Genomic DNA, 21,222 nt, shown 5'->3' with positions numbered 1-21,222 from the left:
GCACATCTGCGTCCCGGAGGCAGTAGAATCGGGTCATGAGCGACGAAGTGGAAATCGGTCGTGGCAAGCGCGGACGCCGCGCCTACACGCTGGACGATATCGCCCTCGTGCCCTCGCGGCGCACCCGTGATCCCGAGGATGTCAACGTTGGCTGGCAGATCGACGCCTACCACGTCGATATCCCCCTGATGGCCGCCCCGATGGACTCGGTGATGAGCCCGGAGACCGCGATTGCTTTCGGTCGTCTCGGTGGCATCGGCGTGCTCGACCTGGACGGCCTGTGGACCCGCTACGAGGACCCCACGCCGATCCTCGACCGCATCGCTCACCTGGGTGAAGAGGAGTCGATCGCGACCCTTCAGCGTGTCTACTCCGAGCCGATCAAGCCCTCGCTGATCACCGCGCGTCTCAAGCAGCTGCGCGAGGCCGGCGTGGTCGTCGCCGGCAAGCTCTCGCCCCAGCGCGTGCAGAAGTACTGGCGCGCGGTCGTGGACGCGGGCGTCGACCTGTTCATCATTCGCGGCTCGACCGTGTCTGCCGAGCACGTGTCCTCGCGCCGCGAGCCCCTCAACCTCAAGCGCTTCATCTACGAGCTGGACGTCCCTGTCATCGTGGGCGGCGTCTGCACGGATACGGCGGCCCTGCACCTGATGCGAACGGGCGCGGCGGGCGTCCTCGTCGGCTTTGGTGGGGGAGCGGCCCACTCGACGCGCCAGTCCCTGGGCGTGCACGCGCCCATGGCGACCGCGATTGCGGACGTGGCCGCTGCCAGGCGCGACTACATGGACGAGTCCGGCGGCCGCTACGTGCACGTCATCGCCGACGGCGGCATTGGTCGCAGCGGCGACCTGTCGCGCGCGATCGCGTGCGGCGCGGATGCCGTTATGCTCGGTGCCGCCATCGCCCGCGCGGAGGAGGCTCCGGGACGCGGCTGGCACTGGGGGTCGGAGGCGACCCACCCGGACATGCCGCGTGGCCAGCGCGTCCACGTTGGCACGACGGGCACGCTCGAGCAGATCCTCTACGGCCCCTCGACGCGCGCCGACGGCTCCCTGAACTTCGTGGGCGCCCTCAAGCGGACTATGGCCTCGACGGGATATTCGGAGGTCAAGGACCTCCAGCGCGCCCAGGTGGTCGTCTCCCCGTACTCGGCGTCCTGACTCGCGCTCACTGAGCGTGACGAGGCCGGGGCGGCCGTGCGCTCGTGTGTGTGCTCCCGACGAAGGCTTGTATTTCAGGGAATGTTCTCAATCGCTTCCGCACGTATGCGCACGACGTTACACTTGTTATAACTCGTGTTGCCGTTGGTAAAGACGCCTACGGTACGGGGCTCGTCGGCCCCTCACGGTGAGGCGAGGTTGAGAGGATATCCCGATGAGGTACGGGACACGAACACTAGCTGTGTTCGGCGCGCTTGCGCTGTCCGCGGCGGGGCTTGTACCCGCGTCGTGGGCGGTCGATGCGCACCGGTCGGATTCCGCGCAGTCCGGTCAGGTAACGCAGTCGGGATGGCCGGGAGTGTCGCAGGCTGATGCGGCGCAACCCCAGTCGGCCGCTGCGCAGCCTGTTCAACCGACGCAGCCGGCGGAGACTTCCCTCCCCGAGGGATCCGCGCAATCGGGCGAGACCGGCCCCGGCCTCGTCGATACGCCGATCCCCGATATCCAGGCAGTGGGCGAGGGAGACGATTCCGCGATGGCGGGGGCCACAGTCACGACTCTCGGCGTCGTGACGGCCGCGTACCCGGCCTCTGAATCCGGGCTGGGTGCGACCTTGGACGGCTACACGATCCAGACCCCCGGATCGGGCGGCGCGTGGGAGCCGGGGCGCACACGCTCCGACGGCCTCTTCGTCTACGCGGGCAAGAAAGGCGAGATCCCGGCCCCGGGCACCTGCGTGCGCGTCACCGGCATGGTCGGTGAGTTCCCCGCGACGAGTGCGAAGGGCAACCCCCAGAGCCTCACCCAGCTGGCCGCGACCGTCGTGAATACGGTGGAAGGCTGTGCAGCACCGACCCCCACCCCGCTCACTCAGGTGCCCTCGCCGAGCGAGGCCGAGGCTTACGAATCCATGCTCCTCGCACCCCAGGGCACGTGGACCATTACCGACAACTACCAGACGAACCAATACGGCACCCTGACCCTCACCCCGGGTGAGAGCCCGCTGCGCTCGGCCACGGACGTGGTGGCTCCCGGGCAGGCCGCCCGTGACTACGAGGCCGCCAACGCGGCCCGCGCGATCGCGCTCGACGACGGCACCAATACGAACCTGCTGAAGGGGGCCGCCACCGAGGTGGCCTACGCTTACCTGGCGAACGGGGCACCGGCCCGCGTCGGCTACCACGTCGCCTTCGACGCTCCCGTCGTTCTCGAAACCCGACACGGGACCACCGTCTTCCAGCCGACCGCGATGGTCGCCGCACACCCCGATCGCAGCCCCGTGACCATCACGGGGAACAGGCCGGGTGTCCCCACGGTCGGCGGGGACACCCGCGTGGCTACGTTCAACGTTCTCAACTACTTCTCAGACCTGGGAGTTGACGAGTCCGGTTGCTCGGGTTACCCGGACCGTACGGGTGCCTTCGTGACGGCCAAGAAGTGCAAGGTGCGCGGCGCGTTCTCGCGCGAGGCCTTTGCGAACCAGGAGGCGAAGATTGTTGCCGCGATCAATGCGTTGGGTGCCGATGTGGTTGCCCTCGAAGAGATTGAAAACCCTGTCGCCGTGGGCGTGGGGACGGACCGCGACGCGTCCCTCGCCCGCCTCGTCGAGGCACTCAACAAGGACGCGGGCGCGGGAACGTGGGCGTACGTGCCTTCGCCCCAGGCAGTTCCCGAGGCCGAGGACGTCATCCGCGTCGCCTTCATCTACAAGCCCGCGACCGTGGCTCCCGTCGGCCCCTCGCTGATCCACGACGACCCGGCATTCACGGGACTGGCGCGACAGCCCCTCGCCCAAGAGTTCGCGCGGGTCGCGGGGGAGAGATCCGCGCCCGCCTCCTTCGTCGTCGTAGCCAACCACTTCAAGTCGAAGGGATCCGTGCCCGAGGGCGCTCCTGCCGGAAACGTTGATAGCGGGGATGGGCAAGGAAACGCGAATGCGATCCGTGTCGCCCAGGCGGGCGCCTTGGCCTCCTTCGCCGCCCGATTTGCGGACAAGCCGACCCTGCTCGTGGGTGACTTCAACTCCTACTCGCAGGAGGACCCGATCAAGGCCCTCGAGGCCGCGGGATGGGAGCGCGTCTCCGGCGCGGGCGAGGCCTCCTACGTCTACGCGGGACGCTCCGGATCCCTCGATCATGTCTTCGCCAACGCGGCCGCGAAGCCGCTCCTCGCGGGGGTCACCAGCTGGGCCATCAACGCTCAGGAGTCCATCGCCTTCGAATACTCGAGGGCCGGTATGAACGCCCACCTGGCCGTCGAGGCCGACAACCCCTACCGCTCCTCGGACCACAACCCCGAGATCATCGGACTCACCCTCCTCGGTGGGCACACCCCGGCCCCGATGCCGAGCGCCGAGCCTTCCGCCGCGCCGACAACATCGCCCAGTGCGTCCCCCTCACCGAGCGCTGAACCCTCCGCAGACCCGTCCGCGTCCCCCGCGCCGGCTCCCTCGAGGGCGGCCCCGGCCTCGTCCCGAAAGACGCACACGCGCGCCGCGACGGTGGGCGGCCTTCCGCGCACCGGCTCGGACACCGACCGGGCGATCGGCCTCGGGATCATCCTCGCCGCGGCGGGAGGTGGACTTATGGTTCTCTCGCGCCGTACCCGTCGCCGCGGCTGACACCGGGCACGTCAAACCCACCACCCAGGATGCGGCACCGACACCGCACCGATGAAAGGAACACACCCATGCGCAGACCATGGACACGCCTCGCCCTCGCTTCGGCGGCCGCCCTGACCCTGGCCTCCCTGCCGGCTGCCGCGCTCGCGGCTCCGCCAGGTGCCGACGCGCCGATCACCCTGGACCTCTACAACCTCACGGACGTGCACGGACACATCCAGCAGGTCGCCAAGAAGGGCACAGTGCGCGAGGCGGGGCTGCCCGCGATGAACTGCTACCTGAAGAAGGCACGCGCGACGAACCCCAATTCCTCGTTCACTCTGCTGGGCGACAATATCGGCGCGTCCCCCTACATCTCCGGCGCGCTGAAGGACAACCCGACCATCGCGGCCCTCAACACGATGGATCCGCTGGCCTCGACGATCGGCAACCACGAGCTGGACATGGGGCAGGCTGTCTTCAAGCAGCGCGTAGACGGCTCCAACCCGAGCGAGTTCGTGCAGGCCACCTTCCCGTACCTGGGAGCCAACATCGAGGGCATGGGTACCTACGGGGACGGCACGCCCTACCTCGGGGACTACAAGCTGTGGACGTCACCGTCGGGCATGAAGGTAGCTTTTATCGGCGCGATCGCTCAGGACGTTCCCTACAAACTCAGTCCTGGAACGACGGCCGGCCTGACCTTCACGGACCCCATCAAGCGCATCAATGACCTGGCAGCCGAGCTCAAGGGCAGTGGGAAGGCCGACGTCGTCATTGCGATGCTCGACGACGACGTGAAGAACAACTACACGAAGGTCGGCAAGGACGTCGACGGTCTGATGGGCGGGGATACGCACGTGCCCTACGAGTTCGACCACGTCAACTCCCACGAGCGTTTCGACTCGGCCAACCCCCTGCTGGCGGGTATCGCGTCGGGCTCATACACGGACAATCTGGGACTCATCCGTCTGACGATCGATCCCGTGACGCGTCAGGTCACGAGTGCTGACTCGATCCTCATTCCGGCCGCAGAGGTTGCCCAGTGCGGCTCGGACCCCGACACCCAGGCGATCGTCGACCAAGCTGAGTCCGACTCGAAGGAAGCCGGGAAGCGCGTCGTCGCTACGGGCTACACAGAGGCCTTCAGGCGCGGCGTCTTTACGACGCCCGAGGGGGCCACGGACCCCGGATCGAACCGAGGCATCGAATCCTCCCTGGGCGACCTGGTGGCGGATTCCCTGCGCGAAACGATCCTGACCCCGGATGGAAAGAGCGTTGACATCGGCATGATCATGGCGGGCGGCCTGCGTGCCGACCTGGTGCCGAACGAGGACGGCACGATCACCTACGCGCAGACGTATGAGGTCATGCCTTTCTCCGATGAGCTGGGATACGTCACCCTGAAGGGATCGGACGTCAAGGACGCGCTCGAGCAGCAGTGGAAGACGGACCTGAACTCACAGAACTCCAGGCCGATGCTCAAGCTGGGCCTCTCCTCGAACGTGCGATACACCTACGACCCAGCCAAACCCTATGGCCAGCGCATCACGTCGGTGACGATCAACGGTGAGCCGCTGAAGGCCGACGCGACGTACACGGTCGGCTCCGTGTCCTTCCTGCTGGAGGGTGGCGACTCCTTCGAGGCCCTGACCCGCGGGGGAGCTGCCACGACGAACGGCAACCTGGACCGCGATTCCTTCAACGCCTATCTGGGCGCGCACTCGGGAGGCCGGGCCCGTTCGGTCCAGGCTGAGGGAGGGCTGAGCCCGCGCGAGGCCAAGTCCTCCATCGGCCTGACCCTGCCCACCGAAGCGGTGGCCGACGGCTCGACGGTGACGATTCCGCTGCGCGGCCTGTCCTTCTCCGAGGGGCCCTCCATCACCTCGAAAGTGCGCGTGAGCGCCGGGGGAGCGCAGGCCGTGGCCGAGGTCGACAACTCCCTCGTGGACGCGCACGCCTCCGACGCCGCCTCGGTCATCACGACGGATGGCGCGGGACAGGCGAGCGTGGACGTGACGGTCGTGGGTGCCTGCGAGGGCAAGGCGGCCGGCGAGGTCGTGAACGTCCCTGTCACGGTCGCCACCGACTTCGCGACGGTCGTCGAGGCCGGGGATGGCCTCACGATCCCCGTGACCTGCGCCGGAGACAGTGCCGCCCAGCCGTCCCCGACCCCCGACGCCGGTGGTGACGCGACGCCGAGTGCTCCGACGCCCTCCGCCTCGCCCAGCCCGAGTGCTAAGCGGGGCGGGCTGGCCCGCACCGGTGCCTACGCCGAGGCGCTGCTCGGCGCGGCGGCCATCGCCGCGATCGGCGGCGCGGGGGTTCTCGCTCGTCGACGTGCGAATCGTTACCAAAGTGAGAACTAGTTGTTCTTGACACGCCGGTGGCGGCGCGGGAGACTCGGATCAGACGTAAAAGTCGATCATGACAAATGTTCGCGCATCGGCTGCGTGGACACGATCCGCGGCCCACGCCGCCACCGGATCAAGGAAGAATCCACATCAACGGAGGAAAACACTCATGAAGCACCTCACGAAGCTCCTCGCCGCTGCGGGAGTTGCAACGCTCGCCTTGGCCGGCTGTGGCGGCGGCGGAGGAACCGCCACCAGCCAGTCCGGCGGGGCGAAGGATGCCACCTCGTTCAAGGCCTGCGCGGTCTCTGACGCCGGCGGCTGGGACGACAAGTCCTTCAACGAGTCCGCTTACGAGGGCCTCAAGGCCTCCCAGACGAGCCTCGGAATCCAGATCAACACGGCCGAGTCCAACTCGGACGCGGACTTCAACCCGAACGTTGAGTCCATGGTCTCCGACGGCTGCAACCTGATCATCGGCGTCGGATTCAACCTGGAGAAGGCCGTCCACACCTCCGCCGACGAGAACAAGGACGTGCACTACGCCCTCATCGACTCCAGCTTCAACGACGGTAACAACAACACGGTGACGCTGGACAACGCGCGTCCGCTGCTGTTCAACACCGCTGAGGCCGCCTACCTGGCAGGCTACGTGGCCGCGGGCATGACCAAGACCGGCAAGGTCGCCACCTTCGGCGGTATCCAGATCCCCTCGGTGACGGTGTTCATGGATGGCTTCGCTGACGGCGTCGCGGCATACAACAAGGCCAAGGGCACGAACGTGCAGCTGCTCGGCTGGGACAAGGCCACGCAGAACGGCTCCTTCACGCAGTCCTTCGACGATCAGACGCTCGGCAAGGAGCAGGCGCAGCAGTTCATCTCCCAGGGCGCGGACATCATCATGCCCGTCGCGGGCCCGGTCGGCCTGGGCGCTGCGGCTGCCGCCAAGGCGGATGGAAACACCTGGATCATCGGCGTTGACTCCGACTGGTACGAGGCCAACCCCGACTACTCCTCGATCGTGCTGACCTCGGTCATGAAGGAGATCGGTGCCTCTGTCGAGCAGGCGATCCAGGACTCGGTGAACGGCAAGTTCAGCTCGACCCCGTACGTGGGCACGCTGGCCAACGGCGGTGTCTCGATCGCCCCGTTCCACGATTTCGACGACAAGGTGTCCGCGGAACTCAAGGCGGACCTGACCAAGCTCACGGACGACATCAAGTCCGGCAAGCTCGTCATCGAATCGCAGAACGCCCCGAAGTGATGCGACGCGTGTGGGGCTGGTGGCGGTGACGCTGCCAGCCCTACACGAGCATCGGGGCGGGGTGCGCCCACCTGCTGGGGAAGGTCGAAGGTATGAAATTAGAGTTGCGGGGGATCACGAAGAGGTTTGGTCCCCTCATCGCCAACGACTCGATTGACTTAACGATCGAGGAGGGGCATATTCACGCCCTGCTGGGAGAGAATGGCGCGGGCAAGTCCACGCTCATGAACGTCCTGTACGGGATGCATGCCCCCGACGAGGGGCAGATCCTCATCGACGGCGAGCCCGTGACGTTCAAGGGCCCCGGCGACGCGGTCGCGGCGGGCATCGGCATGGTGCACCAGCACTTCATGCTCATCCCCGTCTTCACGGTCGCCGAGTCGATCGCACTGGGCTTCGAGCCGACCGGCCCTGCCGGGATTATCAGTCGCGAGCGCGCCCGCCAGACGGTGCGTGAGGTCTCGGCGCGTTTCGGCTTCGACCTGGACCCCGACGCCCTCATTGAGGATCTGCCGGTGGGCGCCCAACAGCGCGTGGAGATCGTCAAGGCCCTGTCGCGCCGGGCAAAGGTCCTCATTCTCGATGAACCAACCGCGGTGCTCACCCCGCAGGAAACGGACGAGCTGATGACGATCATGCGTCAGCTCGCCGATGCTGGGACCTCGATCGTGTTCATCACCCACAAGCTGCGCGAGGTGCGCGTGGTCGCCGACGAGATCACGGTCATTCGCCGCGGTCGGGTTGTGGGGCACGCGTCCCCGAGCGATTCCGAGGCCTCGCTGGCCACGCAGATGGTTGGGCGCGAGGTGCTCATGCGCGTGGAGAAGGAACCCGCGCGTCCCGCTGGCGGCGGCCTGGCCTTCGAGGATGTGTCCCTGCTCGGCTCGGGGGGCGTTCCCCTCCTCGACCACGTGTCTTTCGACGTTCGTCAGGGAGAGATTCTGGCGGTCGCCGGCGTACAGGGGAACGGCCAGACTGAGCTCGCCGAGGTGATCCTGGGCCTGCGCACCCCCGACAGCGGTGTGATCCGGCTCGAGGACGCGGACATTACCCGCGCGAGGCCTCGCGAGTCCCTGGACGCGGGAGTCGGTTTCATCCCCGAGGACCGTTCGACGGACGGCATCATCGCCTCGTTTTCGATCGCGGACAACCTGGTGCTCGACCAGTTCCGCTCCTCCTCCTTCTCGGCTGCGGGTTCCCTCAAGCGCGGCGCAATCGCGCGCAACGCCCGCGAGAAGGAGACGGAATACGACATCCGTCTGACGTCGATCGAGGACCCAGTCTCCTCTCTGTCGGGCGGCAATCAGCAGAAGGTCGTCGTGGCCCGTGAGATGTCGCGTGACCTGACACTGCTGGTCGCCAATCAGCCGACGCGCGGCGTCGATGTCGGCTCGATCGAGTTCATTCATCGCAGGATCGTGGATGTGCGGGACCAGGGCTGCGCGGTCCTGCTCATCTCCTCGGAGCTTGACGAGGTTGTCTCACTGGCCGACCGCATTGCCGTCATGTACCGCGGCCGCATCGTCGGCATCGTCCCTGCGGACACGGGCCGCGACGTCCTCGGCCTCATGATGGCCGGCGTCCCCCTGGACGAGGCCGTGGCCGACTCCTCGGGATCGGCTCAGGAATCCGGGGCACCAAGGCAGGAGGAACAATGAGCGCACGTACGAGTAACGGGCTGGGCATCGCGACCCGGGTCTTTGGCTCCCAGTGGTTCGTGTCGGTGCTGGCCGTCCTCATCGCCTTCGCGATTGGAGCGATTCTCATCGCGCTGTCGGGGGCGTCCGTGGTGGATGCCTACTATGCGATGTTCCGCGGCTCCATCGTGGATCCGAACGCGGCGAACGTTGTTCGCATGATCAAGCCACTGACCGACTCCCTGTTCTATTCGATCCCGCTGATCATCTCGGGCCTGGGCTTGGCGCTCGGCTTCCGAGCGGGTCTGTTCAACATTGGCGGCAAGGGCCAGATCATCGTCGGAGCGCTCGCGGCTGTGTGGGTGGGCTTCGCGGTGAGCCTGCCACCGGTCCTGCACACGCTGGTGGCCCTCCTCGTCGCGGTGATTGCGGGTGGCCTCTACGCCGGCATCGCGGGTGTCTTGAAGGCAAAGACGGGCGCGAACGAGGTGATCGTGACGATCATGCTCAACTCGATTGCGACGCTGGGCCTGGGATATGTCCTGGCGCAGAAGGCATGGCAGGTGCCCGGCTCGAATCAGCCGGTGACGCCGAAGGTCGCGGAGAGCGCGGCTCTGACGCGCCTGCTGCCCGCGCCCTTCAAGCTGCACGTCGGCTTCATCGTCGCCCTGGTTGCCCTCGCCTTCTTCTGGTGGCTGATCGAACGCTCGACGCTGGGATTCCAGATCCGAGCGGTCGGCGCGAACGCTGCCGCGGCCCGTACCGCCGGCATTTCGGTCGAGCGCATCACGGCGATCACGATGGTCCTCTCGGGCGCGTTTCTTGGCCTGGCTGGCGCGAACGAGGCATTGGGGACCATCGGGTACGTCTCGCGTGACGTGGCCGGTTCGATCGGCTTCGATGCGATCACGGTGGCCCTCCTGGGCCGCAACAAGACGTGGGGAACCTTCGGCGCGGGACTCCTCTTCGGTGCCTTCAAGGCGGGCGGTTACACGATGCAGGCTAAGGGCGTGCCGATCGACATGATCCTCATCCTGCAGTCGGTGATCGTCCTGCTGATCGCAGCGCCCGCGCTCGTGCGGTGGCTGTTCCGTCTGCCCGATGTCCGCGCGCTCGCGGCTAACACGCGAAAGGGGAACGCCGATGAGCACAAGTGAGTCCGGCATGGTCACTCAGGTCGAGGCCAAGCCCTCCTGGAAGCTTCCCGGCATCTACGTGGCAGCCTGCGTGCTGCTCGTGGTCTTCGCGGCCACTGCTCGTGGCGACATGACCCTGCGCCTGAACGACAAGTCGCAGTCATACTCAATTCCCGACATCGTCACCGCGGGCGCGCCCATCGTGTGGGTGCTCGCCGCGGTGTCGATCGCCATCACCCTGTGGACGGTCGCGGCGACGCTGCGGCGCATCACCCAGCCCGAGTGGGCACGCGTCGGCGGCATGGTGCTCGTCGGGCTGTCCACGATCCTGGGATTCCTGTTCTACGCGGGCTCCGGGTCCTCGGGCGTCGTCACGCTGACCTCTACCCTGGTGTCCACCGTGGCGATCTCGACGCCGCTGATCTTCGGCTCGCTCTCGGGTGTTATCTCGGAGCGTGTGGGCGTCGTCAACATCGCGATTGAGGGCGATCTCTTGGTCGGCGCCTTCGCGGGCGTCATGGCGGCCTCGTACTTCCAGACCCCCTACGCGGGCCTCGTCGTGGCTCCCCTCGCGGGTGCCTTCCTGGGATCCCTCCTGGCCCTCTTCTCCGTGAAGTACGGGGTGGATCAGATCATCGTCGGCGTTGTCCTGAATGTCCTGGCCCTGGGCCTGACGACGTTCTTCTACGGCACGATCATGAAGGACGCTCCCGGAAGCCTGAACACCAACCAGTTCTCGCTGTCCGACATCAAGATTCCCGTCCTGTCAGAGATCCCGATCGTCGGCCCGGTCCTGTTCAACCAGTCGATCCTCGTGTACTTGATGTACGCGGCCGTCATCGCCTTGGCCTTCTTCCTGTTCCGCTCCCGGTGGGGCCTGCGGCTGAGGGCCTGCGGTGAGCACCCGCGCGCCGCCGACACGGTCGGCATCAACGTGGGGCGTACGCGCACACTCAACACGATCCTGGGGTCGTCCTTCGCCGGCCTGGGTGGTGCGTTCTTCACGATCGGTTCCGGCCTGGCCTTCACGGACAATATTTCTGCGGGCAACGGCTACATCGCCCTGGCCGCCATGATCCTGGGCAAGTGGAACCCGCTGGGAGCTATGGGTGCGGCCGTCATGTTCGGCTTCGCGCAGGCCCTGGCCCGCATGCTGCCCAACATCGAGCCCGCGATCCCCGCCGACCTCGTCTCGATGATCCCCTACGTGGTCACGATCGTGGCCGTCGCGGGATTCGTCGGTAAGTCGCGTGCGCCCGCCGCCGAGAACATCCCCTACGTGAAGTGAGAACCCGCATGGATCCAACAGACATTGACTGGGACGCCCTGCTGGCCGAGGCCATCGATGCGATGAAGCATGCGTACTGCCCCTACTCGAACTTCCCCGTGGGAGCCGTGGGGCTGACGGCGGACGGCTGGCTCGTCAGCGGATGCAACGTCGAAAACGCCGGATACGGCGTCACTCTGTGCGCCGAGTGCGGCATGGTCTCCGACCTCATCCGCTCCGGCGGAGGCACCCTCGTCGCGGTCGTCGCCGTCAACGGCAACGAGGAGCCGGTGGCCCCGTGCGGGCGCTGCCGCCAGCTTATCTACGAGCACGGCGGGCCCTCCTGCCTGGTCCTCATGCCTGATGGCGTCGCACCTATGACGGAGGTGCTGCCCGGCGCGTTCGGACCCCACGATCTGTCGAGCGTCGCCCAGGCGGCCCCGGCCTCGTCGGAAGAGAAAGAAGGACACGATGGCTCTCTTTGATGCCGTTGACATCATCCGCGTGAAGCGCGACGGGGGAGTGCTGACCCCCGACCAGATCGACTGGACGATCGACGCCTACACGAAGGGCGTCATCAAGGACGAGCAGATGGCCGCCCTGGCCATGGCGATTTTCCTGCGCGGCATGGACCGGGGCGAGATTGCCCGCTGGACGGACGCGATGATCCGCTCGGGCGCGCGCATGGACTTCTCCTGCATCGGCAAGCCGACCGCCGACAAGCACTCCACGGGCGGCGTGGGAGACAAGATCACGCTGCCCCTGGCCCCGCTGGTCGCGTGCTTCGGCGTGGCCGTCCCCCAGCTCTCGGGTCGAGGCCTGGGGCACACGGGCGGCACCCTTGACAAGCTCGAGGCGATCCCAGGGTGGCGCGCGCAGCTGAGCAACGACGAGATCATGACCCAGCTGGGGCAGGGCTGCGGCGCGGTCATCTGCGCGGCGGGATCGGGCCTGGCACCCGCGGACAAGAAGCTCTACGCCCTGCGCGACATCACCTCGACCGTTGAGTCGATCGCGTTGATCGCCAGCTCCATCATGAGCAAGAAGATCGCCGAGGGTACGGGAGCCCTCGTCCTGGACGTCAAGGTCGGATCGGGTGCCTTCATGAAGGACCTGGACACCGCGCGCGAGCTCGCCCGCACGATGGTCGACCTCGGACGTGACGCGGGGGTCGCCACGCGCGCCCTCCTCACCGACATGTCGGTGCCGCTGGGACGCAAGATCGGCAACGCCCTCGAGGTGGAGGAATCCGTCGAGGTGCTCGCCGGCGGCGGGCCCGCCGACGTTACTGAGCTGACGTGTGAGCTCGCGCGCAACATGCTTGACCTCGCGGGGGTCCGCAACGCCGACGTGGAGGCCGCCCTGGCGGACGGGTCCGCGATGGACCGCTGGCGCGCGATGATCCGCGAACAGGGCGGTGATCCGGATGCTCCGCTGCCGCGTGCAGCCCACACGCACCAGGTGCTCGCCGAGACCGATGGGACAGTGGTTGGCATGGACGCGCTCAGCGTGGGTGTCGCCTCCTGGCGCCTGGGCGCTGGCCGCGCAGTCAAGGAGGATCCCGTGCAGGCGGGCGCCGGCATTGAGATCCACGCCAAGCCGGGCGAGCGCGTCGCGGCGGGCCAACCCCTGCTCACGCTCCACACCGACGACGAGTGGCGCATCGAGCGCGCCCTTGAGTCCCTCTCCGGCGCTATCGAGATCGCCGACGGGGTCACTCCCGAGCCGCGCAGCGTCGTCCTGGAGACGGTGTCCTAAGGGCGGAGCGGCGCGAGCGAACAGGGAGGAGGAATCGTGGAACGGCGCGACGAACAGTCGATTGAGGCGGTCAAGCTCTACTACCAGCAGGGCCTCAGCCAGGCCGAGGTCGCCACACGCATGGGCCTGTCGCGCCCCACGGTCGCCAAACTCCTCGCGCATGGCCGCGAGCGCGGCTTCGTGACCATCGAGATCCACGATCCGCGCGAGGATGCTTCGGAGATTGCGCTGCGGCTGGAGCAGCGCTTTGGACTGGCCTGCGCTCGCGTTGCCCATGGCGTGGGCGCGACCGAGGGTGAGGCTATTGAGCAGGTCGGTCGAGTCGGTGCAGATGTGGTGACTCAGCTCGTGAGCGACGGCATGAGCGTGGGGATTTCTTGGGGGCGCACGATGAGTGCGCTCGCGGCCCACTTGACCCGCGCCCCTCGCGTGGGCGTGCGCGTCGTCCAGCTCAAGGGCGGGGCGTCGTTTTCCGAGAGGGCGACGCACGATTATGAGATCATGCGTTCCTTCTGCGAGGCCTTCGGCGCGGAGCCGCGCTACCTGCCGCTGCCCGTCATTTTCCAGGACATGGCGATGCTCTCGATTGTGCGTCGCGACCGGGCGATCGAGCGGATCCTGGAGGAGGGTCGCGGGGTGGACGTGGCGGTGTTTACCGTCGGATCCCTGGGGTGCGAGGCCCTCTCGCTCAACCTCGGCCAGCTCGAGGACGACGAGGTGGAGGCGCTCCTGCGCGACGCGGTCGGGGACGCATGCTCGCGATTTTTCACGCGCGAGGGCGGCGTCGCCCTGGCGTCGGTCGACCGCAGGACGGTCGGCATCACGCTCGACGAGCTGCGCTCTCGCCCTGTGCGGGTGCTCGTTGCTGGAGGGCGTGTGAAAGCTGAGGCGCTGGACACGGCGCTGCACATGGGGTTGGCCACTCATCTGGTGGTCGACCAGGACCTGGCCCTCGCGCTGCTGGAACGGCCGCGTGGGGCAACCCCGCGCGGGGTGCGTGATCGCATCCCAAGCGGATGAGAACATTTGTCAAACTACTTGTTGACACATTTCAATTGCACGGCATAGCCTTGCGACAAGGGTAAAGAAGCCTCGACGGAGCCTCGGGCTCCTCGACACCACAGGAGGACACATGCGCTCGACACCGCACATCAACCCCACCGCACCCATCGCGCCGACGATCCTCCTGCCCGGAGACCCGCTGCGTGCGAAGTTCATCGCCGAGACCTACCTGGAGGATGCGCAGCAGTTCAACGCCGTGCGTAACATGCTGGGCTACACCGGCACGTACCGCGGCACCCCGGTCTCCGTCATGGGTTCGGGTATGGGCATCCCCTCGATCTCGCTGTACGCCCACGAGCTGATCCACGAGTTCGGCTGCACGCGCCTCGTGCGCGTGGGAACGTGCGGCGCCCTGCAGCCAGACATCAACCTGTACGACGTGGTGGTCGCCCAGGCCGCGTGCTCGAACTCGGCGTTCCTGGACCAGTACCAGATCCCCGGCTCCTACGCTCCGATCGGCTCCTTCCGCCTCATCGACGACGTCGTGCGCCGCGCCCGCGAGGCCGACGTGCCGATCCACGTGGGCAACATCCTCTCCTCCGACACGTTCTACAACGCGAATCCGACCTTCAACGAGGCCTGGCAGCGCATGGGCGTGCTCGCGGTCGAGATGGAGTCCGCGGGCCTGTACGCCACCGCCGCCCACGCGGGCGTTGAGGCCGTGGGTATCTTCACGGTCTCGGACTCCCTGGTGACGGGCGAGGCCACCGACGCCCAGGCGCGTCAGACGTCCTTTACCACCATGATGGAGCTGGCCCTGCCCCTGGCCCAGCTGTGATGCGACAAGAAAGTAGTTCCATGAACAAGCGTGATGTGGCCGCGATGATTGACCACACGATCCTCAAGCCCGAGGCTACCCAGGCGGACGTGGCCCGCATCGTCGAGGAAGGCGCCGCGGCCGGCACCTTCTCGGTGTGCGTGTCCCCCTCGATGCTGCCCCTTGACGTCCCCGAGGGATTGCAGGTCGCCTGCGTGGTCGGCTTCCCGTCGGGAGCCGTCAAGCCCGAGGTGAAAGCATTCGAGGCGGCCCTCGCCGTCGCGGATGGCGCCGACGAGATCGACATGGTCATCAACATTGAGCTGGTCAAGGATGGACGGCTTGCCGACTTGGAGGGGGAGATTGCTGCCGTTCGCCGGGTCGTTCCCTCCCCGCGCGTCCTCAAGGTCATTATCGAGGCTGCGGCCCTCACCGACGATGAGATCGTCGCCGCCTGCCGGGCGTCGATGGCGGCTGGCGCTGACTTCGTCAAGACGTCGACGGGTTTCCACCCCACCGGGGGCGCATCGACCCACGCGGTCGCGCTCATGCGCGCCACGGTCGGAGACGCCCTGGGAGTCAAGGCCTCGGGTGGCATCCGCGACGCCGAGACAGCCCTGGCAATGATCGAGGCCGGAGCCTCCCGCCTGGGAGTGTCCGCAACCAATGCCATCCTGGCAGGACTGGAGGACTGAGACGATGGAGCTGCTCGAGCGCGCCCGCCAGTGGGCGAGCCACGACCCGGACCCCGCGACGGCCTCGGCCCTGAGCTCCGACATTGAGGCTGCGGAGCGCGGCGATGAGGAGGCTGCGGCCCGCGTGGGTGCGGCCATGAACGGCCCCCTCCAGTTCGGTACCGCCGGCCTGCGAGGCGTCGTGGGTACGGGCGAGTCCCGCATGAACCTCGCGGTCGTCATCCGCGCGACCGCAGGCCTGTGCGAGGTCGTTAAGCGCCACGCGACGGGGACCCCAACCCTCGTTGTCGGGTGCGACGCCCGCTACGGGTCCTCCGAGTTCGCGACGGCCGCGTGCCGCGTCGCCTCGGCTGCCGGAGTGCGGGTCCTCGCGCTGCCCCAGGCGAACCCGACTCCGCTTACCTCCTTCGCGGTACGCCACTTCGGCGCCGACGCGGGCGTCATGGTGACGGCCTCCCACAACCCCGCCCCGGATAATGGCTACAAGGTCTACCTGGGCGGCAGCGTCGTCACCGGCGATGGGCAGGGCGTTCAGATTGTGCCACCCTTCGACGCCGAGATCGCCGAGGCCATCAAGGCCACGCCGCCCGCCGACCAGGTGCCCATGAACGACGACCTCATCGAGGCGGTCGACCCCCGCGACGAGTACGTGGCCTGCGCGTCCGCCCTGGCCTCGGGCGAGGCATCGGCGCGTGAGGACCTGCGCATCGTCCTGACCGCCATGCACGGTGTGGGCGCCGCGATCACCTCGCGCGTCCTGGCTGAGGCCGGTTTCTCCAACGTCTCCCTCGTGGCGGCGCAGACCGATCCCGATCCGGACTTCCCGACCGTGCCCTTCCCCAACCCCGAAGAGGCTGGCGCCCTAGACATGGCGATCGAGCAGGCGCGTGAGGAGGGGGCCGACCTCATCATCGCGGTCGACCCCGATGCGGACCGCTGCGCGCTCGCGGTGCCCGACCCCACCTCGGAGACCGGTTGGAGTCCGCTGAGCGGAGACCAGATCGGCTCGCTGCTGGGTGAGTTCCTGGCCGCCCGCGGTATGACGGGCTCGCTCGCGAACTCGATCGTGTCTTCGCGCCTGCTCTCGCGTATTGCCCGTGCCCACGGCCTGGAGCACCACACGACGCTCACCGGTTTCAAGTGGATCGCCCGGGCACCGGGCCTCGGCTTCGGCTACGAGGAGGCCATCGGCTTTTGCCCCGATCCGGGCAACGTGCGCGACAAGGACGGCATCGCGACCTCGGTCGTCGCCGCCTCCCTGGTCGCCGCCCTCAAGGCGCAGGGGCGTAGCGTGTGGGACGAGCTGGAGCGCCTGGCGCGACTGCACGGCCTGCACGTGAGCTCGCCGCTGACCTTCCGCGTCGAGCAGATCGAGCAGATCGCCAGCGGTATGGCGCGCCTGCGTGCCCAGCCACCGAGCGTCCTGGCAGGCTCTCCTGTCGTCGAGGTCTCGGACCTGTCGCAGGGGTACCGCGGCCTGCCGCCCACGGACGGCGTCCTTGTGCTCACCGAGGCGGGGGACCGCGTCATCGCGCGCCCCTCGGGCACTGAGCCAAAGCTCAAGTGCTACCTCGAGGTGATCCTGCCGGTCGCCGAGGGGGAGCCGCTGCCCTGTGAGCAGGCGCGTGAGCGTCTCGACGCAATTAAGGGAGCGTTTGCCGAGATTATCGGCCTGTAGAGGCGAATCGGGACTCCGTCAGCATATTTTCTGTGGGTATAGCCCTGCGTGAAGAAATAGATAACGCTATACTTGCGTATATGGCAACTCACAGTGAATCGCTGGCGGAGGCCCTTCCCTTCGCCGACCGGCCCGTCGAGAAGGCGCCCGGCCACTGGGTGCTCGCGCGCGCCGGAAAGACGGTGCTGCGCCCCGGCGGCCTCGCCCTGAGCACCTGGGCCCTCAAGCGTGCCGTCTTGCCCGGCTCGGACGTCGTCGAGTTCGCGCCCGGCCTGGGCGTCACGGCCTCGGCGATTATTGCGGTAGGACCCGCCTCCTACGTCGGCGTGGAGCGCGATCCGAACGCCTCCGCGCGCGTGGATGCCATCGCCTCGGGCGTGGGGCGCTGCGTGAACGCCGACGCGGCCGAAACCGGCCTGCCGAATGAGAGCGCGGACGTCGTCATCGGCGAAGCCATGCTCTCCATGCAGGGAGAGAAAGCCAAGCGAGCCATCATGAGCGAGGCCGCGCGCATCCTACGCCCCGGCGGCCGCTACGTCATCCACGAGCTGGGGATGCGCCCCGACTCCATCGCGGAAGAACCCGCCACCGAGATCCGCCGCGCGCTGGCACGCGCCATCAATGTCAACGCCCGGCCCCTCACGGTCGCCGACTGGAGGCGCGCGCTCGAAGAGGTTGGCCTCGTCGTGGAGGAAACACGCACGGCTCCGATGGCCCTCCTCAAGCCCGGCCGCATGGTCGCCGACGAGGGCGTGCTCGGAGCGCTGCGCATCATGCGCAACGTCGCGCGGGACAAAGACCTGCGTGAACGCGTCACGACGATGGCGCGCACGTTTAAGAAATATGATCGACACCTGTGCGGCGTCGCCATCGTCGCACGCAAACCCAAGGAGAGCCAATGAGCCTGTCGCCCGAATCGAACACCGAGGTCCCCACGCCCATTATGACGGACCTGCAGGACATCGCCTCGATGATTCAGATCAACGAGGAAGCCACGGTGTCGCGCACCGTCATGCACGCAGAGGGCGTGCGCCTGGTCCTCTTCAGCTTCGATAAGGACGAGATCCTTAGCGAGCACACCGCCGCGATGCCCGTCATCCTGCACACCCTTGAGGGCGCCCTGGAGATCGAGGCCGACGGCCGCACCGTTGTTCTCAAGCCCGGCGACGTCATCCACTTCGGCACGCGCCTGCCGCACGCCGTGCGCGCGCTTGAACCCTCGAAGCTGGCCCTGTACATGCTCGATCGCCGCGAGCGCCCCAAGGCCTGAGACCCCGACACTGTGCGGCGGGCCCCGTCCTCGTGAGGTGATGCACGAGGCCGGGGCCCGTTTGTCGTATCCGCGAAAGCGGCATGGCGCACAGTTCTCTCACGCATGCCGAGCGCGGGTGACGTGAGATATTCTCTCTGTTAGCGCCCTACCATGGCATCAAATTGGGCATCGGGAAGAGCCTTGATGTAAGCGAGTCTCGCCGAGATTGCAGCCGCGAGATTTGCGAGTGAAAGAGCAGGTGACGGTTCGTCGAAGTCGCCGCTTCCTTCTTTCGCTGTGACCAAGGCGGCGGCATCATAATACCCTTCGCTCACCATTCTCTCAAAGAAAATGCGATATCGGCCAATGTATGATTCGCCTTCAAAAATAGGATCAGGAGGAAAAGGCATATTTTTGGGTAAGCGGACAGGGTTTGTGGACTTATCGGTGTCTTCGACGAGCATTAGAAAGCCGAACCAGGGCTTAAGAGTGCCGAACAAACCTCTTTGTGCCGCCATTTGTGAGTCGGCAGCAAGGCCTAGCGCCTCTTCAGTTCGATTGTTGAAGTTGTTGCCGAAAGATGGGCCACGTTGCGACTTGAATTCCATTGCAGCAATGAGTGCACCGCGATATAGGACAATGAGGTCCCAGTTCTTTGCGGGGCGGAAGTAAGCGGGAAGATCTGCGGACGTATCGTACCTGATTTCCACGGAGAGCGAAGGGTCGCTTTGCCACAGTTCGCTCACCGCACTTTGAAGCGCGCTCATCTGTTTGCCGCCGGTCGCGCCAGCTCGGTTTCCGTTATCTTTGACTCCGGATTTGGAACCTTGCTTGCGTTGCTGTATGTCGAGATACTTCCAATATCCATTGATTGCGAGTTGCCAGTCCGGGAAATCAATTGGCGACATAGATGACTCCTTAGGTAAATGAGAGTGAATGAACTGTGCCGGCAGGAAGGCTGTAGGCTTGTTCGGTGGCACGATCGGCGGCAGAACGGTCTTTCTTGCGGAATGCCTCCTTAAGTGCTTGAGCAACCTTAGGGGAAATTGTATTAGGGGTGGGGACTGCAATGGTGCGTAAGTACTGGGCCTGGAATCGCAATGTGCCGCCACGCATTTTCACTCCGTAAGCGTGTACAAATGCCTCAGCGACTTTTGAAAGAAGAATGCCTCCGAGAACCTCAAGATCCCATGTGTCAGAGATAATATAATAGAGATTGTGATGTGGATATAGACCGCCAGGCTCATAAATGGGCGTAATTTGTGCTTTCATGTCTTGAAATAAGAGCTTCGGTTGTGCGATGCGATCGAAGTGGACTTTGTCAATCGTTCTGTACCATTTCGATGGATATTTCTTTGCGACGTAGCGGTTCCTTAACTGTGGCCTACGTGCAAATGCCTGGGAAAGTAGTGGGTAGTCATCCAGGTTGACGAGAGTGCCATCAGGACTCCATGGGTTGATCAGTACTTTTGAGGGAGGCTCTAGGTGTCCTTTTCGTATATCGTCTGCAGTGACGAGCGGTAGGATTCGATCACTCTCAACTTCGGACTGATTTTGTATATCGAGCAGAAAGGCGCTGTCGTTTCCTGTTGCAACACCAATGGAGATCTTGGTATTACCTGTAGATTCAATGGTCGGGAAGCGGGCTTGAAGGTGTTCGATAAGTCGGATCATCTCAACGCTTCCTGAGGGCCAGAAGCTATCCGTATGAAACCAATTATCCAAACGGGTGCCATCCCATCCGTGACCTGTTCCGGTCGTTCGCGTACTAGTAATATAGTTGAGGACTTCTTTCGCGGATGTGGCATCAAATTGTGCTGATGTGTTGATGTATGTTGCCTCAGTCTGTTCGGATTTTTTGATCAGTGTGATGGCTGGGTATGCGGAAACTTGTTTTTCAAAAGCATTTACTTCGTGCATCTCCCAGACAGATTCTATGGAATATTGTTCCGTGATTAGTCTTCGGAGTTTTTTTCCGTATGCATTGTGCATCCATCGGTCTGCGCATATGTATGACAGGCTCCCACCGGTACGTAATATAGATAAGCCGCGTTCGAAAAATCCGATGTAGATGTCAGCGCGACCGCGCATGGTTTTCCATTTTTGTCGGTACTTCTTTTCGGTGTTATTACTTAGGTTTTCTGATCGAATATAGGGTGGGTTCCCGACGACAAAGTCTGCATTGATAGGAATTTGATCGAGTAGAAAATCGCCCTGCCTAAGCCAATTGCTCGTAAGTATTTCTGCTTCTTGATTAGAGTAGTTATTAGCCTTGAGAAGATTCTTTATTATTCTCTCGCATGTTTTGACGTGCGTAGTTTGGAGATCGATTCCAAAAAGACTTCTTCTGATGTCTTCAGCGCTGCGTTTGTGTCTTTGAGCTGAGTCGAGTAGGCGCTCGACTATTGGAGCTATAAAGGCTCCCGATCCGATCGAAGGCTCAACAATGAGTTTTGTGGCTAGATCTTTGTCTGGAGTGTAGCCGACGAGGTCCAAAATTGCCTCGACTACCCACCGTTGAGTGAATACCTCTCCAAACGATGCGTTGTTGGAATCATTCATTTTCAACTCCGATAGTCAAAGGAAATTTTCAAATAAAAGAG

17 protein-coding genes are annotated in these 21,222 nt (G+C 65.1%); 15 read left to right on the top strand and 2 right to left on the bottom strand.

The features are described from left to right. The first annotated feature begins 35 nt into the window (after window positions 1–35). From ACTODO_RS01235 to ACTODO_RS01165, 15 genes are all read left to right on the top strand, one after another. Complete coding sequence (locus ACTODO_RS01235) at window positions 36–1,160, top strand: GuaB3 family IMP dehydrogenase-related protein (protein WP_003790457.1); 1,125 nt, start codon at window positions 36–38, stop codon at window positions 1,158–1,160. A gap of 214 nt (window positions 1,161–1,374) precedes the next feature. After that, window positions 1,375–3,780 carry an ExeM/NucH family extracellular endonuclease gene (locus ACTODO_RS01230; RefSeq protein ID WP_003790456.1) on the top strand — a complete coding sequence of 802 codons (2,406 nt, stop codon included), beginning with the start codon at window positions 1,375–1,377 and terminating at the stop codon, window positions 3,778–3,780. A gap of 68 nt (window positions 3,781–3,848) precedes the next feature. Beyond that, window positions 3,849–6,128: a bifunctional metallophosphatase/5'-nucleotidase gene (locus tag ACTODO_RS01225; RefSeq protein WP_003790454.1), complete on the top strand. Its 2,280-nt coding sequence runs from the start codon at window positions 3,849–3,851 to the stop codon at window positions 6,126–6,128. Between the two features lie 154 nt (window positions 6,129–6,282). Further along, on the top strand, window positions 6,283–7,377 hold the full coding sequence (locus tag ACTODO_RS01220) for a BMP family lipoprotein (protein WP_003790451.1): 1,095 nt from the start codon (window positions 6,283–6,285) through the stop codon (window positions 7,375–7,377). 92 nt (window positions 7,378–7,469) lie between these two features. Then, complete coding sequence (locus ACTODO_RS01215) at window positions 7,470–9,035, top strand: ABC transporter ATP-binding protein (protein WP_003790450.1); 1,566 nt, start codon at window positions 7,470–7,472, stop codon at window positions 9,033–9,035. After that, window positions 9,032–10,171, top strand: coding sequence for an ABC transporter permease (locus tag ACTODO_RS01210; protein WP_003790448.1), 1,140 nt, complete (start codon window positions 9,032–9,034; stop codon window positions 10,169–10,171). The genes ACTODO_RS01215 and ACTODO_RS01210 overlap by 4 nt, the downstream gene beginning before the upstream one ends. Next, entirely contained in the window at window positions 10,158–11,438 is a 1,281-nt protein-coding gene (locus tag ACTODO_RS01205; RefSeq protein WP_034511783.1) for an ABC transporter permease, read from the top strand. Before ACTODO_RS01210 ends, ACTODO_RS01205 begins: the two co-directional genes overlap by 14 nt. 8 nt (window positions 11,439–11,446) lie before the next feature. Then, window positions 11,447–11,902 carry a cytidine deaminase gene (locus ACTODO_RS01200; protein WP_003790444.1) on the top strand — a complete coding sequence of 152 codons (456 nt, stop codon included), beginning with the start codon at window positions 11,447–11,449 and terminating at the stop codon, window positions 11,900–11,902. After that, the gene (locus ACTODO_RS01195) at window positions 11,889–13,175 is read left to right on the top strand and encodes a thymidine phosphorylase (protein ID WP_003790442.1); all 1,287 of its coding nucleotides are present in this window, start codon (window positions 11,889–11,891) and stop codon (window positions 13,173–13,175) included. The genes ACTODO_RS01200 and ACTODO_RS01195 overlap by 14 nt, the downstream gene beginning before the upstream one ends. 36 nt (window positions 13,176–13,211) lie before the next feature. Continuing rightward, window positions 13,212–14,195, top strand: coding sequence for a sugar-binding transcriptional regulator (locus tag ACTODO_RS01190; protein ID WP_003790439.1), 984 nt, complete (start codon window positions 13,212–13,214; stop codon window positions 14,193–14,195). A gap of 112 nt (window positions 14,196–14,307) precedes the next feature. Next, a complete protein-coding gene (gene deoD / locus ACTODO_RS01185; RefSeq protein WP_003790438.1) occupies window positions 14,308–15,015 on the top strand; it encodes a purine-nucleoside phosphorylase in 708 nt (235 codons plus the stop codon). 20 nt (window positions 15,016–15,035) lie between these two features. Next, the gene (gene deoC, locus ACTODO_RS01180) at window positions 15,036–15,689 is read left to right on the top strand and encodes a deoxyribose-phosphate aldolase (protein WP_003790436.1); all 654 of its coding nucleotides are present in this window, start codon (window positions 15,036–15,038) and stop codon (window positions 15,687–15,689) included. A gap of 4 nt (window positions 15,690–15,693) precedes the next feature. After that, the gene (locus tag ACTODO_RS01175; protein ID WP_034511779.1) at window positions 15,694–17,367 is read left to right on the top strand and encodes a phospho-sugar mutase; all 1,674 of its coding nucleotides are present in this window, start codon (window positions 15,694–15,696) and stop codon (window positions 17,365–17,367) included. A gap of 80 nt (window positions 17,368–17,447) precedes the next feature. After that, window positions 17,448–18,269, top strand: a complete 822-nt coding sequence (locus ACTODO_RS01170; RefSeq protein WP_003790433.1) for a class I SAM-dependent methyltransferase — start codon at window positions 17,448–17,450, stop codon at window positions 18,267–18,269. Continuing rightward, window positions 18,266–18,637 (top strand): cupin domain-containing protein, encoded by a 372-nt coding sequence (locus ACTODO_RS01165; protein ID WP_003790431.1) that lies wholly within the window; start codon window positions 18,266–18,268, stop codon window positions 18,635–18,637. The genes ACTODO_RS01170 and ACTODO_RS01165 overlap by 4 nt, the downstream gene beginning before the upstream one ends. A gap of 140 nt (window positions 18,638–18,777) precedes the next feature. Here ACTODO_RS01165 and ACTODO_RS01160 read toward each other — a convergent pair whose 3' ends face one another. Together ACTODO_RS01160 and ACTODO_RS10410 are read right to left on the bottom strand one after the other, a co-directional pair. Continuing rightward, on the bottom strand, window positions 18,778–19,527 hold the full coding sequence (locus ACTODO_RS01160; protein WP_034511777.1) for a PaeR7I family type II restriction endonuclease: 750 nt from the start codon (window positions 19,525–19,527) through the stop codon (window positions 18,778–18,780). A gap of 10 nt (window positions 19,528–19,537) precedes the next feature. Next, window positions 19,538–21,181, bottom strand: a complete 1,644-nt coding sequence (locus tag ACTODO_RS10410) for an Eco57I restriction-modification methylase domain-containing protein (protein ID WP_003790428.1) — start codon at window positions 21,179–21,181, stop codon at window positions 19,538–19,540. Window positions 21,182–21,222: the final 41 nt, after the last annotated feature.

The organism is Schaalia dentiphila ATCC 17982, assembly GCF_000154225.1.
Lineage (GTDB): Bacteria > Actinomycetota > Actinomycetes > Actinomycetales > Actinomycetaceae > Pauljensenia > Pauljensenia dentiphila.
Note: the sequence above shows the minus strand (reverse complement) of the source record. Positions and strands in the feature narration are given on the sequence as shown.